At 60.8% G+C, this 14674-nt stretch carries 12 protein-coding genes and 1 pseudogene; all 13 read left to right on the plus strand.

Translation table 11 applies throughout. From position 1 onward, the window contains the following. Positions 1–26: 26 nt before the first annotated feature. The 13 genes and pseudogenes from ACZZZ4_RS09685 to ACZZZ4_RS09745 all read left to right on the plus strand — a co-directional run bounded on the left by ACZZZ4_RS09685 (position 27) and on the right by ACZZZ4_RS09745 (position 14415). Positions 27–1379: a TolC family outer membrane protein gene (locus ACZZZ4_RS09685; protein WP_463547713.1), complete on the plus strand. Its 1353-nt coding sequence runs from the start codon at positions 27–29 to the stop codon at positions 1377–1379. A 33-nt stretch (positions 1380–1412) separates the two neighbouring features. Then, positions 1413–3569, plus strand: a complete 2157-nt coding sequence (locus ACZZZ4_RS09690; RefSeq protein ID WP_039756281.1) for a type I secretion system permease/ATPase — start codon at positions 1413–1415, stop codon at positions 3567–3569. Further along, positions 3559–4926 (plus strand): HlyD family type I secretion periplasmic adaptor subunit, encoded by a 1368-nt coding sequence (locus ACZZZ4_RS09695; protein WP_024011116.1) that lies wholly within the window; start codon positions 3559–3561, stop codon positions 4924–4926. The genes ACZZZ4_RS09690 and ACZZZ4_RS09695 overlap by 11 nt, the downstream gene beginning before the upstream one ends. A 358-nt stretch (positions 4927–5284) precedes the next feature. After that, on the plus strand, positions 5285–6181 hold the full coding sequence (locus ACZZZ4_RS09700) for a TauD/TfdA dioxygenase family protein (protein ID WP_463547714.1): 897 nt from the start codon (positions 5285–5287) through the stop codon (positions 6179–6181). Positions 6182–6198: 17 nt separating this feature from the next. Beyond that, positions 6199–7059, plus strand: coding sequence for an ABC transporter ATP-binding protein (locus ACZZZ4_RS09705; protein WP_463547715.1), 861 nt, complete (start codon positions 6199–6201; stop codon positions 7057–7059). A gap of 20 nt (positions 7060–7079) precedes the next feature. Further along, complete coding sequence (locus tag ACZZZ4_RS09710; protein WP_310404593.1) at positions 7080–7946, plus strand: ABC transporter permease; 867 nt, start codon at positions 7080–7082, stop codon at positions 7944–7946. Positions 7947–8119: 173 nt separating this feature from the next. Next, the gene (locus ACZZZ4_RS09715) at positions 8120–9037 is read left to right on the plus strand and encodes a LysR family transcriptional regulator (RefSeq protein WP_016772273.1); all 918 of its coding nucleotides are present in this window, start codon (positions 8120–8122) and stop codon (positions 9035–9037) included. A 223-nt stretch (positions 9038–9260) separates the two neighbouring features. Next, the gene (locus ACZZZ4_RS09720; protein WP_463547716.1) at positions 9261–10799 is read left to right on the plus strand and encodes an MFS transporter; all 1539 of its coding nucleotides are present in this window, start codon (positions 9261–9263) and stop codon (positions 10797–10799) included. Between the two features lie 27 nt (positions 10800–10826). After that, entirely contained in the window at positions 10827–11894 is a 1068-nt protein-coding gene (locus ACZZZ4_RS09725) for an HlyD family secretion protein (RefSeq protein WP_039756298.1), read from the plus strand. Further along, positions 11891–13486, plus strand: coding sequence for an efflux transporter outer membrane subunit (locus ACZZZ4_RS09730; protein ID WP_463547717.1), 1596 nt, complete (start codon positions 11891–11893; stop codon positions 13484–13486). Before ACZZZ4_RS09725 ends, ACZZZ4_RS09730 begins: the two co-directional genes overlap by 4 nt. A 78-nt stretch (positions 13487–13564) precedes the next feature. Continuing rightward, entirely contained in the window at positions 13565–13810 is a 246-nt protein-coding gene (locus ACZZZ4_RS09735; RefSeq protein WP_122705336.1) for a DUF2789 domain-containing protein, read from the plus strand. 89 nt (positions 13811–13899) lie between these two features. Continuing rightward, positions 13900–14144, plus strand: a pseudogene (locus tag ACZZZ4_RS09740) (type II toxin-antitoxin system Phd/YefM family antitoxin). Beyond that, positions 14134–14415, plus strand: coding sequence for a type II toxin-antitoxin system RelE family toxin (locus ACZZZ4_RS09745; RefSeq protein WP_130912319.1), 282 nt, complete (start codon positions 14134–14136; stop codon positions 14413–14415). The pseudogene ACZZZ4_RS09740 and the gene ACZZZ4_RS09745 overlap by 11 nt, the downstream one beginning before the upstream one ends. Positions 14416–14674: the final 259 nt, after the last annotated feature.

The following is a 14674-nucleotide window of genomic DNA, read 5'->3' on the forward strand; positions in this document are numbered from 1 at the left end:
CAAGAAGTTCCGGGAAAATTCCAACCATGCGTTCGCTTTTGCTCCTTGCCGCTCCCTTCGCTCTCGCCGCCTCTTTTGTACAAGCACAATCCTTACCAGAAGCCATGCAACGGGCGCTGGATGTCCATCCGGAGATTCAGGCAGGGGTCAACAGTCGTTTGGCGGCGGATTATCAATTGAAGGCTGCGAAAGGGGGATACCTGCCCAAGGTCGATCTGCTGGGCGGTTATGGCCGTGAAGGTACTGATAGCGTGACCACCCGAGCCAACGGTGGCGGCAATCACTGGGAGACGTTGAACCGCAGCGAGTCAAGTTTACGTCTCTCGCAAATGGTTTTTGACGGTTTCGCGACGTCCAACGAAGTTGCGCGTCAACAAGCCAACGTCAGCTCCCGTGCTTACTCGTTGCTGGGCACTTCCGAGCGTACTGCACTGACCGTCGCCCAGGTCTATCTGGACGTGCTGACGCGTCGCGAATTCGTCCGCCTGGCCGAGGAAAACCTCAAGAGCCACCAGCGCATCTACGACCAGATCCAGCTGCGCACTCAGCGCGGCGTCGGCAGCGGTGCCGATCTTGATCAGGCCGAAGCCCGTATGGCGCAAGCCCGCAACAACCTGATCACCGAACAGACCAACCTCGCCGACGCGGAAACCAACTTCCTCAGCGCTGTCGGCCAGATGCCCGACCAGCTCGAGCGTCCGGCGCCGTTCATGGCGATGATGCCGGCCAACCTCAATGAAGCCCGCGCGCAAATGCTGGAAAACAGCCCGATCCTGCGTTCCGCCGAGTCGGACATCGCCGCTGCCGAAAAGCAGTTCGCCACCGCCAAATCGACCTTCTACCCGCGCTTCGACGCTGAGCTGGGGCGTACCGCCGACAACGATCTCGATGGCCAGAATGGCCACAACAACGAATGGCAGGCCATGCTGCGCATGCGTTTCAACCTGTATTCCGGTGGCAGCAACAAAGCCGATCTGGAATCCAAGTCATACCTGGCCAACCAGGCGCTGGACATCCGCAACAACGCCCTGCGGCAGTTGAACGAAGAGCTCGGCCTGGCCTGGAACGCGCTGAACAACGCCAACGCTCAGGTACCGATCGCTCAGCAATACGTCGATCACAGCACTTCGGTGCGCACCGCTTACCAGCGTCAATTCAGTCTCGGTGAACGCACTCTGCTGGACTTGCTCGACAGCGAAAACGAACTGTTCACTGCTTCGCGGCGTCTGGCGGAAATCAAGAACATTCAGTTATTTACTCAGTATCGAATCAAGGCGACCATGGGCCAATTGCTCAAAAGCCAGGGAGTGGTCGCGCCGTTGGCATCCGTTGTGCAGAACGACGTGAAGCCCAAGGTCCAGCTGCCTGGGATGAACTGAGTTATCCCTTTCAACTGTTAAAGAGTGTCGAGCGTGGAATCAGAAGTCAGTCGAGTTCAACTCAGCCATGATCCACGCGCGTTGCATGACGATCCGTTGCTGGATGGTCTGCTCGCCCTGTGCATGCTGCACCAGAAGCCTGCCAGCGCGGCGATGCTGACCACCGGCCTGCCGCTGCCCAAACAACGTTTGAGTATCGAGCTGCTGCCGCGCGCAGCGGCTCGCGCCGGCCTGCAGGGTCGGGTGTTGCAGCGCAAGCTAGAAGAAATTCCGGCGATCGCCATGCCCGCGCTGTTGCTGCTCAAGGATGGCCGCAGTGCCGTCCTGCTCGGCTGGCAGGGCGACAACGAAGCACGCGTGCTGCTCAGCGAAAGCGACGGCGGCGAGTCGGTGGTCAGCCGTGAACTGCTGAGCGACGATTACACCGGCAAAGTGTTCTTCGCCCAGCCGCAGCACAAATTCGACGTCAACCACGGCACGCTGATCCCGCGTGCACGCTCGTGGTTCCGTGACACCCTCAAGCGTTCGCGCTGGCTGTACGCCGATGCGATCGCCGCCAGTTTCCTGATCAACATCATCGCCATGGCCGCGCCGCTGTTCGTGATGAACGTCTACGACCGCGTGGTGCCGAACCAGGCCGAAGCAACCCTGTGGGTACTGGCGCTGGGCATCACCGGCGCTTACATCTTCGACTTGATCCTCAAGAGCCTGCGCAGCCTGTGCCTGGATCTGGCCGGGAAGAAAACCGACCTCATCATCTCCGCCACGCTGTTCGAGCGCATCGTCGGCATGGCGATGAAATACCGCCCGGCGCGGGTCGGCAGTTTTGCGCAGAACATCCACGAGTTTCAGAGCCTGCGCGACTTCCTCGCCTCGCTGACCCTGACCAGTCTGATCGACCTGCCGTTTACCATTCTGATTTTCATCGTCATCGCCATTCTCGGCGGGCATCTGGTATGGATTCCGGTGCTGGCCTTCCCGATTGCCCTGCTGATCGGCTACGCCTTGCAGAAGCCGCTGATCGCGACCATGGAGCGCACCATGGCGCTGGGCGCCGAGCGCCAGTCGAGCCTGATCGAAACCCTCGCCGGTCTGGATGCGGTCAAGGTCAACAACGCCGAAAGCGAGCGCCAGTATCAGTGGGAGCAAACCATTGGCACCCTCAGCCGTCTCGAGCTGCGAGTGAAAATGCTCTCCGGTCTGGCGATGAACATCACCTTGCTGATCCAGCAACTGGCCGGGGTGATCATGATCGTCTTCGGCGTGTACCAGATCATCGCCGGCAACCTGAGCATGGGCGGGCTGATCGCCTGCTACATGCTCAGCGGTCGCGCACTGAGCCCGCTGGCCTCGCTGTCGGGTCTGCTGACGCGCTATCAACAGGCGCGGGTGACCATGACTTCGGTCGACCAGATGATGGAACTGCCCCAGGAGCGCAATTTCGAAGAGCGTCCGCTGAGCCGCAAGGTCTTGCAGGGGGCTATTGAATGCCGACAACTCAGCTTCACCTACCCGGACCAGCAGAACCCGGCGCTGAAGAACATTAACCTGGTCATCCGTCCCGGCGAAAAAATCGGCATCATCGGCCGCAGCGGCTCGGGCAAGAGTTCGCTGGCTAAACTGCTGGTCGGCCTGTACCAACCGGACGACGGTGCCTTGCTGGTCGACGGCGTGGACATCCGCCAGATCGATGTCAGCGAACTGCGCTACAACATCGGCTACGTGCCGCAGGACATTCAGCTGCTGTCCGGTACCCTGCGTGACAACCTGGTGTCCGGCGCGCGCTACGTCGAAGACGAGCTGGTGCTGCAAGCCGCCGAACTGGCCGGCGTCCACGAATTCGCCCGTTTGCACCCGCAAGGCTATGAACTGCAAGTCGGCGAGCGCGGGCAAAACCTCTCTGGCGGCCAACGACAGAACGTCGCCCTGGCCCGGGCGCTGTTGCTCAATCCGCCGATTCTGTTGATGGATGAGCCAACCAGTGCGATGGACAACACCGGCGAAGAACGCCTCAAGCAACGTCTCGCAGCGGTAATTGAAAACAAGACCGTGGTGCTGGTCACGCACCGGGCATCGCTGTTGTCGCTGGTCGATCGCCTGCTGGTGATCGATCGCGGGCAGATTCTCGCCGACGGCCCGAAAGCCGCCGTGATGGAAGCGTTGAAGAAGGGGCAGATCAGTGTTGCTTAAGTCCGGTGTCAAGGAGTCGATCCGTCGCTACTTCAAGGGCTCTGCCTCGCTGCAGGGCCAGCCGCTGCCGGAGGTCAACAAGGCGCTGATCGAAGACGCCCCGCGCGTCGTGCGCCTGACCATCTGGGCGATCATCGGCTTCTTCGTATTCCTCATGCTCTGGGCCAACTTCGCCGTGATCGACGAGGTGACCAAGGGCGACGGCAAGGCGATTCCGTCGTCGAAGATCCAGAAAATCCAGAACCTGGAGGGCGGTATCGTCTCCGAGCTGTTCGTCAAAGAAGGCCAGATCGTCGAGGCCGGAGCGCCGCTGATTCGTCTCGATGACACACGTTTTGCCTCCAACGTCGGCGAAACCGAGGCCGATCGCCTGTCGATGTTGCTGCGGGTCGAGCGTTTGAGCGCGGAAGTCGATGACCGTCCGCTGAATTTCCCCGAGGACGTGCTCAAAGCCGTGCCGGGCCAGGCGAAAAGCGAAGAGTCGCTGTACATCAGCCGCCGTCAGCAGTTGCACGATGAAATCGGCGGCCTGCAGGAGCAGTTGATCCAGCGTCAGCAAGAGCTGCGTGAGTTCAGCTCCAAGCAGGCGCAGTACCGTCAGCAACTCGGCTTGCAGCGTCAGGAAATCAACATGTCCGAGCCGCTGGTGGCGCAGGGCGCGGTTTCGCCGGTGGAAGTGTTGCGCCTCAAGCGTGCCGAAGTGGAAACCCGCGGCCAGCTCGATGCGACCACGCTGGCCATTCCGCGTGCCGAATCGGCGATCAAGGAAGTGCAACGCAAGATCGACGAAACCCGCGGCAAATTCCGCAGCGAAGCGCTGACCCAGCTCAACGAAGCGCGCACCGATCTGAACAAGGCCCAGGCCACCGGCAAGGCGCTGGAAGACCGCGTCAGCCGTACGCTGGTTACCTCGCCCGTGCGGGGCATTGTCAATAAATTGCTGGTCAACACCATTGGCGGCGTGATCCAGCCGGGCAGCGACATGGTCGAAATCGTGCCGCTGGACGACACCCTGCTGGTCGAAGCGAAGATCCGCCCCCAGGACATTGCCTTTCTGCATCCGGGGCAGGAAGCGATCGTCAAATTCACCGCGTATGACTACACCATCTACGGCGGGCTGAAGGCGCAGCTGGAGCAGATCGGCGCCGACACCATCACCGACGAAGACAAGAAAACCACTTACTACGTGATCAAAGTGCGCACCGAGCGCAGCCACTTGGGCACGGATGAAAAGCCACTGCTGATCATTCCGGGGATGGTCGCTTCGGTGGATATCATCACTGGCAAGAAATCGGTGTTGAGCTATTTGCTCAAGCCGATCATCCGCGCACGGGCTGAAGCGTTGCACGAGCGTTGATCCCCAGTGGCCTCGCTGGCCTCATCGCTGGCAAGCCAGCTCCCACAGTTATCTGTTTTCAACAAATATCTGGAGTCCATATGCGAACCCTGTGGGAGCGAGCCTGCTCGCGAAGGCGTCTTCCGAAGCGCTACATATCCGTCGGTAAGTGACAAAAATGGTCACCCACCCCCTCACCAATCGCCATATCGTTATTCATTAACGGTATTTAATTTCCAATTCTTATAGCTATAAAGTCACCCGCCTGCGTACCTGCCGACCAATCGGCGCGCCGCACGACCTGAACCGACACGCAATCCAGCGTGAGTGTCTGATCGACGAGCGCGTCCGTGAGCGCGCCGTGCGTGGGAGATGATTGATGTCCGCCGCTACTGCCACCGAAAGCGCCGCAATTGCCGCGCCGCAAATCTTCGAAATTCGTCCCTTCAGCGGTGCCGTCGGCGCCGAGATCGTTGGCCTCGACCTCAGCCGGCCGGTCAATGATCAGGACTTCGCGCGCATTCACCGCGCGCACCTGGATCACCATGTCGTGGTCTTTCGCGATCAGCAGATCACCCCGCAACAGCAAATCGATTTCAGCCGCCGCTTCGGCGTGTTGCAGATCCATGTGCTCAAGCAATTTCTGCTGGCCAACCACCCGGAAATTCTCATCGTTTCCAACATTATCGAGAACGGCCAGAACCTCGGTCTCGGCGACGCCGGCAAGTTCTGGCATTCCGATCTTTCCTATAAAGAGTTGCCGAGCCTCGGCTCGATGCTGCACGCTCAGGAGCTGCCCGCCGAGGGCGGCGACACGCTGTTCGCCGACATGCACAAAGCCTGGGACGACTTGCCCGCTGCGTTGCGCACTGCGGTCGAAGGACGTTCCGCTGCGCATTCCTACACAGCGCGCTACAGCGAAACCAAATTCGAAGGCAACTGGCGCCCGACCCTGACCCCGGAACAGTTGGCTCAGGTCGCCGAAGTAGTGCATCCGGTGGTGCGCACCCATCCGGAAAACGGCCGCAAGGCCTTGTTCGTCAGCGAAGGCTTCACCACGCGAATTGTCGGTCTGCCGGAAGACGAAAGTCGTCAGTTGCTCGGCGAACTCTTCGCCCACAGCGTGCTGCCGCAAAACATCTACCGGCATCAGTGGGAACCGCATGATCTGGTGTTCTGGGACAACCGCTCGCTGATCCACCTCGCCGCCGGCTGCCCTGCGCATCTACGCCGCAAGCTGTATCGCACGACTATCCAGGGCGACGCGCCTTTCTGATTTGCCGGAGATCGACCATGAACGCCCCTTTGCCAGGCCACGCGGCCAGCAACCCGATCGCCCGCAGCGAAGCGTTGCTGGCCGTCGATCACGTCAGCCTCGAATACCGCACGCCGCAACGCGTGGTGCGCGCCACCCACCAAGTCAGTTTCGCCGTCGACCCGGCTGATCGTTTCGTTTTGCTCGGCCCGTCCGGGTGCGGTAAATCGACCCTGCTCAAAGCGGTCGCCGGGTTTATCCGGCCTTGCGAAGGCGAGATTCGTCTGCAGGGGCAGCGCGTCAAGGCGCCGGGGCCGGACCGCATTGTGGTGTTTCAGGAATTCGATCAGTTGCCGCCATGGAAAACCGTGAAGCAGAACGTGATGTTCCCGCTGCTCGCCTCGCGCACCTTGAACAAGAAAGACGCGGAAGAGCGCGCGCTGCACTACCTGGAAAAGGTCGGCCTTGCAGCTTTCGCCGACGTCTATCCACACACCTTGTCCGGCGGTATGAAAGCGCGGGTGGCGATCGCCCGCGCATTGGCGATGCAGCCGAAAATTCTTTTGATGGACGAACCCTTCGCTGCACTCGATGCGTTGACCCGCCGCAAGATGCAGGAGGAGTTGCTGCTGCTCTGGGAGGAGGTGCGCTTCACCCTGTTGTTCGTCACCCACTCGATTGAAGAAGCCTTGGTAGTGGGCAATCGCATCCTCTTGCTGTCGCCGCATCCGGGCCGGGTGCGCGCCGAAGTGCACAGCCATCAATACGATCTGCGCAGTCTCGGCGGCGTAGCGTTTCAGGAGTCGGCGCGGCGTATTCATCGTCTGCTGTTCGATGAGGGCCAAGTGCCGGAGACCGAACGTGATCACGACTTCAACGATATTCGCATCGCCTATTGAGCGGCCAGGAGGTCTACCCGATGAGCCATTCATCATCCGTGCGTGAAGAATTCGAAACCGTGCTCGAGCCGCTGACCGCAGTGCCGGTCGAGCGTGAATTGCCGCTCGGCACACGCCTTTGGCAACAGGGCTGGCTGCGTAAAAGCCTGATCCTGATCGTGCTGGCGGTTATCTGGGAAGTGGTCGCGCGGATTCAGAACAACGACCTGATGCTGCCGAGTTTTCTGCAAACCGCGCAGGCTTTGTTCGACGGGCTGCTGAGTGGCGAGTTGCTGGCCAAGGTGTGGATATCTCTGGTGGTGCTGATCAAGGGCTACTTGATCGGCATCGTCCTCGCCTTTGCCCTGACGACTTTGGCGGTCTCGACCCAGTTGGGACGTGATCTGCTCAGCACCATGACTTCAATGTTCAACCCGTTGCCGGCGATTGCGTTGCTGCCGCTGGCGCTGCTCTGGTTCGGATTGGGGCAGAACAGCCTGATTTTCGTGCTGGTGCACTCGGTGCTGTGGGCGCTGGCGCTGAACACCTATGCCGGATTTCTCGGCGTCTCCGAAACGCTGCGAATGGCCGGGCGCAATTATGGCCTCAAGGGATTGCGTTTGGTCTTGTTCATCCTGATTCCGGCGGCGCTGCCTTCGATTCTCGCCGGTTTGAAGATTGGCTGGGCGTTTGCCTGGCGTACCCTGATCGCCGCCGAACTGGTATTTGGCGCAACCAGTGGCAAGGGCGGGCTGGGCTGGTACATCTTTCAGAATCGCAATGAGCTGTACACCGACAAGGTGTTTGCCGGGTTGGCGGTGGTGATTCTGATTGGCTTGCTGGTGGAGAATCTGGTGTTTGCCACCCTTGAGCGCGTGACCGTCAAGCGCTGGGGAATGCAACGCTGAGATCTTCGTTGGCTGTTCCGGCCTGTTCGCGAGCAGGCTCGCTCCCACATGAGAACGCATTCTAAGGTGGGAGCGAGCCTGCTGCGAAGAGGCCAGCGCTGGCGCCGCCACTCTTTAAGGATGTTTGCTAGCATTGCGCCGTGATCAATCCAGATCAGCCAAGAGTGCTCAGCATGCAACTCCCGGACATGAACCTTCTGGTCGCTCTCGATGCCTTGCTCGACGAGGGCAGTGTGGTCGGTGCGGCACGGCGGATGAATCTCAGCCCGGCGGCCATGAGTCGCACGCTGACGCGGATCCGCGAAGCCATCGGCGATCCGATTCTGGTGCGCGCCGGGCGTGGCCTGGTGCCGACACCCAAGGCTCTCGAGCTGCGCGAACAGGTGCGCGATGTGGTCGAGCAGGCGGCGCTGCTGTTTCGCTCCGCCGATAGCGTCGAGCTGGGCACCTTGCGTCGACGTTTCAGCATCCGCGCCAATGATTTCTTCGTCGGCGTTTACGGCGGCAAGCTGTTCGACACCCTCGACCAGCTCGCCCCGCATTGCGAATTGCGCTTCGTCCCGGAAGGCGATGGCGACGATGAGGCGCTGCGCGAAGGACGCATCGATCTGAGCGTCAGCAACACCCGTCCGCTTACGCCGGAGGTTAAGGTACAGAACCTGTTCTCCACGCATTTCGTCGGCCTGGTGCGCGAGAATCATCCGTTGCTCGATGGCGAAATCACCGCTGAGCGCTACGCCGGTTTTTCCCACATCAGCATGTCGCGACGTGGCATCGCTCGCGGCCCGATCGACACGGCGTTGAATGCGTTGGGGCTGGAGCGCCGGGTGGCGGTGATCGCGCCGAGTTTCCACGCGGCGATGTTTGCCTTGCCCGACTCCGACCTGATCCTGCCGGTGCCCAAAGAAGCCCTGCTCAGCGTGCGGCGGCTGGGCCTGAAACTGCGTTCATTCGACCTGCCGATTCCGCTGCCCATGCTCATGCTGACCCAGGCCTGGCACCCGCGCTTCGACAAGGACCCGGCCCACCGCTGGCTGCGCGAAACCCTCAAGACCTGCTGCGATGAAACGTGGCTGGCGGCACAGCCCTAGCCTTCGGACCGACACAAAACCTTGTGGGAGCGAGCTTGCTCGCGAAAGCGGTGGATCAGTCACAGATGAAGTTGGCTGGCACGACGCCTTCGCGAGCAAGCTCGCTCCCACAGGGCGTTCATTGCTGCACCAGATGCACTTATATCCTGCCAATAAGTCAATTTTCGTCAGCATCAAGCCCCACTAAAATGCTCCGGTATTTTCACCCCCGGAGTTTTCATTCATGACATCCCTGACGGTCACGGCGCCTCTCGCCGCGACCAGCCCGGCGACGGCGGCTGCGCCACCGGTGTTCGGGGCGCGGATCATCATTGGTCTGGTCGGCGTGCTGTTGGCCGTGCTGGTCTCGGGCCTCAACGAGATGGTCACCAAAGTCGCACTCGCCGATATTCGCGGGGCGCTGCACATCGGCTACGACGAAGGCACCTGGCTGGTCGCCAGCTACACCGCCACGTCGGTCGCGGCCATGGCCTTCGCGCCGTGGTGCTCGGTGACCTTCTCGCTGCGTCGCTTCACCCTCTGCGCGATCGGCCTGTTTACCCTGCTCGGCGTGCTGTGCCCGTTCGCCCCGAGCTACGAAAGTCTGCTGCTGATGCGCATCCTCCAAGGCCTCGCGGGCGGCGCATTGCCGCCGATGTTGATGACCGTTGCGCTGCGCTTCCTCCCGGCGAACATCAAACTGTACGGACTGGCCGGCTACGCACTGACCGCGACTTTCGGCCCGGGACTCGGCACGCCGCTGGCCGGTCTGTGGACTGAATACGTCGGCTGGCAATGGACCTTCTGGCAGATCATCGTGCCGTGCCTGATCGCCATGGCTGCCGTGGCCTACGGCTTGCCGCAGGATCCGCTGCGCCTGGAGCGGCTCAAGTCATTCAACTGGAAAGGCTTGCTGCTGGGCTTTCCGGCGATCTGCATGTTGGTCATCGGCCTGTTGCAGGGCAATCGGCTGGACTGGTTCGAATCAAGTTTGATCTGCGCCTTGCTCGGTGCCGGTTCGCTGCTGCTGGTGGCTTTTCTGATCAATGAATGGTCGCAGCCGATTCCGTTTTTCAAGCTGCAGATGCTCGGCATCCGCAACCTGATGTTCGCGTTGATCACCCTCGCCGGCGTGCTGATCGTGTTGTTGGCGGTGGTGCTGATTCCGTCGAGTTATCTGGCGCAGGTGCAGGGTTATCGTCCGGCGCAAACCGCGCCGATCATGCTCATCGCCGCGTTGCCGCAGTTGATCGCGCTGCCGCTGGTGGCGGCGTTGTGCAATTTGCGCTGGGTCGATTGCCGCTGGGTGCTCGGCATTGGTCTGAGCATGCTTGCGCTGTCCTGCCTGGGCGGTTCGCACCTGACTTCGGCGTGGATTCGCGACGATTTCTACGTGCTGCAATGGCTGCAGATTTTCGGCCAGCCGATGGCGGTGTTGCCGCTGTTGATGTTGTCGACCGGTAGTATCACGCCGATGGAAGGGCCGTTCGCGTCGGCGTGGTTCAACACCGTCAAAGGCCTGGCCGCGGTGGTTGCCACCGGCGTCATCGAAGCGCTGACCACATCGCGCCTGCATTTTCATTCGAGCATGTTGGTCGACAGCCTCGGCAATTCGCCGCTGGCCGATCACAGCGATCCGGGCCTCGCCCACCGCTTGCACGAGCAGGCCGTGGTGCTGACTTCGTCCGATTTGTACCTGTGCATGGCTGGCGTCGCCGTGGCGTTGATTCTGCTGATTTTCTGGCTGCCGACGCGGATTTATCCGCCGCGCGCGCCGTCCTGATTGCTGCACTGAAACTGAAGGTTTTTTATGACTCAATCCAAGCAAAAACTCGCGGTGGCCGTGGCTGCCGCGCTGGCGGTGGGCGTGCTGGTGTACCTGGCGATGCCCGGGCTTTTCGGCCACCGCACCGAGCAAACCACCAATGACGCATTTGTCTCGGCCGACTACACGCTGGTGGTGCCGCGCGTGGCCGGGTTCATCAAGCAGGTGCTGGTCGAAGACAACCAACAGGTCAAGGCCGGGCAGTTGCTGGCGCTGATCGATGACCGTGATTTGCGCGCAGCGGCGGAAGCGGCGGATGCGCAAACCCTGGTCGCGCGTGCGCAGTTGCAGAACGCCAACGCGACCCTGGAGCGGCAGGCTTCGCTGATTGCTCAGGCGCAGGCCGCAGTGGTCTCGGCCAAAGCGGAAATGGCCTTCGCGCAACAGGAACTGAACCGCTACAACCACCTCGCCGGTGTCGGCGCCGGCACCGTGCAGAACGCGCAGCAGGCGCGCACGCGCATCGATCAGGCGTCGGCGCGCCTCGACACCGCGACCGCGAAACTGGCGGCCGAACGCAAGCAGGTCGAGATTCTCACCGCCCAGCGCAACGCCGCCGAAGGCAATCTGAAACATGCGCAGGCGGCGCTGGAGATCGCCAGTTTCAACCTGTCCTATACGCGCATCACCGCGCCGCAGGACGGCATGATCGGCGAGCGTGCGGTGCGTGTCGGGGCTTACGTCACGCCGGGCAGCAAGCTGTTGGCGGTGGTGCCGTTGCAACAGGCCTACGTGGTCGCCAACTTTCAGGAAACCCAGTTGACCGATGTGCAGCCCGGGCAAGATGTGCAAGTGCGGGTCGACAGCCTCGGCGGCGAAGCCCTGACTGGCCGCGTCGAGAGCATTGCGCCGGCAACGGGCGTGACCTTCGCGGCGGTGAAACCGGATAACGCGACGGGAAATTTCACCAAAGTGGTGCAGCGGATTCCGGTGAAGATCGTGCTGGAGCCGGGCCAGCCACTGACCGAGCGCTTGCGGGTGGGGATGTCGGTCGAGGCGAGTATTGATACCGCCAGCTCAAAGGCGTCCGGGCGCGAGGTGACGCAGCGATGATCGGTGTTGAATCGGCTGGCCTCATCGCTGGCAAGCCAGCTCCCACAGGGGGCATTGGCAGGCTGAACCATTTTGCACAACCTGCACAATCTTTGTGGGAGCTGGCTTGCCAGCGACGGGGGCATTGGCAGCAACTCACTCTGAGTGCCTTGCTTGCAGTCAGCCTCAGCGCGTGCACCGTCGGCCCAGACTTCCAGAAACCCGAAGCCCCTCAGCCTGCCGACTGGGCCAAACCGAGTCAATCCGCGCCAAGCCAGGCCGTCAGCGCACCCTTGAACGAACGCTGGTGGGAAACCTTCCACGACCCGCAGCTGTCCGCGCTTACCCAGCGCGCGCTGAACAGCAACCTCGACCTGCAGCTGGCCAGCAGCCGCCTGCAACAAAGCCGCGCCGCGCGCCAAGTGATCACCGCCGAGCGTTATCCGAACAGCTCTGCTACCGGCAGTTACGGGCGCAAACGCAACAGTGGCAAAGGCTTGAACGATCCATCGGGCAATAACGGCGACGAGGCCTTCAACCTGTGGGATGCCGGTTTCTCCGCCTCATGGGAGCTGGACTTCTGGGGGCGCGTGCGCCGTGAAACTGAAGCCGCCGATGCCAATCTCGAAGTGGCGGAAAATGATCGTCGTGGTGTGCTGCTGACAGTACTCGCCGACACCGCGCAAAACTACATTCAGCTGCGCGGGGTGCAGAACACCCGTGCCGTCACCGAGCAGAACCTCGACGTCGCCCGGCACAGCCTGAAGCTTTCGCAGCTGCGGCTGGCCGATGGCGTGGCGACCGATCTCGACGTCGCCGAAGCCGCCGCGCAAGTCGCCGCCATCGAAGCACGCCTGCCAGCGCTGGAGCAGCGTCAGTCGCAACTGATCAACGCGATCAGTCTGTTGATGGGCGAACCACCGCAGGCCCTCGCTCAAGCGTTATCCACAGACGCGGCAGTGCCGCAGTCGCCACTGCAAGTCGCCATCGGTCTGCCGTCGCAATTGGCCGAACGTCGTCCGGATATCCGCCAGGCCGAAGCGCGTCTGCACGCCGCCACCGCCAACATCGGCGTGGCCAAGGGCGATTTCTATCCGCGCATTACCCTGTCCGGCAACCTCGGTTCACAGGCCATGCAGCTGAGCGATTTCGGTTCATGGGGCTCGCGTGCCTTCGGCATCGGCCCGCAATTCAGCCTGCCGTTATTCGACGGCGGTCGCCTGCGCGGGATGCTGCAATTGCGTGAAGCTCAGCAGCAGGAAGCAGCCATCGCCTACCAGCAAACCGTGCTGCGCGCCTGGCATGAAATCGATGATCAACTGACCGCCTACAACGCCAGTCAGCGCCGTCGTGACAGCCTCGCCGAAGCCGTGCGCCAGAACCAGATCGCCTTGCGCACCGCGCAACAGCAATACGTCGAAGGCGTGGTCGATTTCGTCAACGTCCTCACCGTGCAAAGCGCCTTGCTCGCCACGCAGGAACAATGGGTGGAAAGCTCGACCGGCGTTTCCCTGGCGATGGTCGGTTTGTACAAGGCGCTGGGCGGCGGATGGCAGTCGGTCTATCCGGCAGCGCAACTGGCCGCAGGCTCACCTGACGTCGCCAGACCCTGAACCCGCCGCGACAGCTATGATCAACTCCATTGCAGCGAACGGCCTAACGCCGGACCTGAATTGCAGAGGAGTTGCATCATGGAAAATCCGCAGCACAGTCTACCGGCCCTGTTCAAACAACTCGGCCTTGATGACGATCCGACCGGCATCGACCAATTCATCGCCAGCCATTCCCCGCTCAAGCCGGATTTGCATCTGGCTGACGCGTTTTTCTGGACAGCAGGTCAGGCGCAGTTTCTGCGCGAGGAGATTCTCGACGATGCGGATTGGGCGGAGGTTGTGGATCAGTTGAATGTGATGTTGCGTAAGGGGCGGGTGGGGTGATCATCGCGAAGTTGTATCCTCGTTGAACGCCACAGTTGTCCACATGGCATAAATAGACCAAAATCACGTCCTAATTTGAGGTTCTTATTATGCAAAGCGTTCTCGCCGATATGGCTGTCAGTGTCTCTGAATTAAAGAAAAATCCTACTGCCGTGTTGAACGGTGCACATGGGGGGCCGTCGCTGTCCTCAACCACAATCGCGTCATGGGCTATATGGTGCCGGCCGAAGTTTATGAAGCAATGATGGAGCGGCTTGATGATCTTGAGCTGGCTGACATTGTTCGTTCGCGCCTCCACGAAACGCCCATTTCGGTAAGCCTGGATGACTTATAAGCTTGAGTTTCTGCCGTCTGCGCACAAAGAGTGGAACAAGCTGGGTCATACATTGCGTGAGCAATTCAAAAAGAAGCTAGGTGAGAGGCTGAAGCTTCCCAGAATCCCGGCTGACGCACTCCACGGCATGCCCGACTGCTACAAAATCAAACTCAAAGCCTCGGGGTATCGATTGGTTTACCAAGTCATCGACGAACGAGTCGTGGTTTCCGTGCTAGCGGTTGGCAAGCGCGAACGCAGCAGTGTTTACGATACTGCCAAGAACCGTTGAACGAGCCCCCGCTTTATTCAAATGGCCGATGTTTGTCGATGAGATTCTTGAGTGACCGGACTGGGCCACCAACGTGTGGGATCAGTTGATGTATCGTCTGGCATGAGGCGCAGCATGTAAAAAAAATTGCGCGAAAAGGCTCAGATGAAAAAAAACCTCCTTACTGTAAAAAAATTTCGTTCTGTCCGTCGCATTAGATTTTTTCTTCGAAAAATTACAAATCCAACTTGTGGTACGCCTCGGCCAAGCGTGGGGAGAT

Source organism: Pseudomonas sp. AC252, from assembly GCF_979258105.1.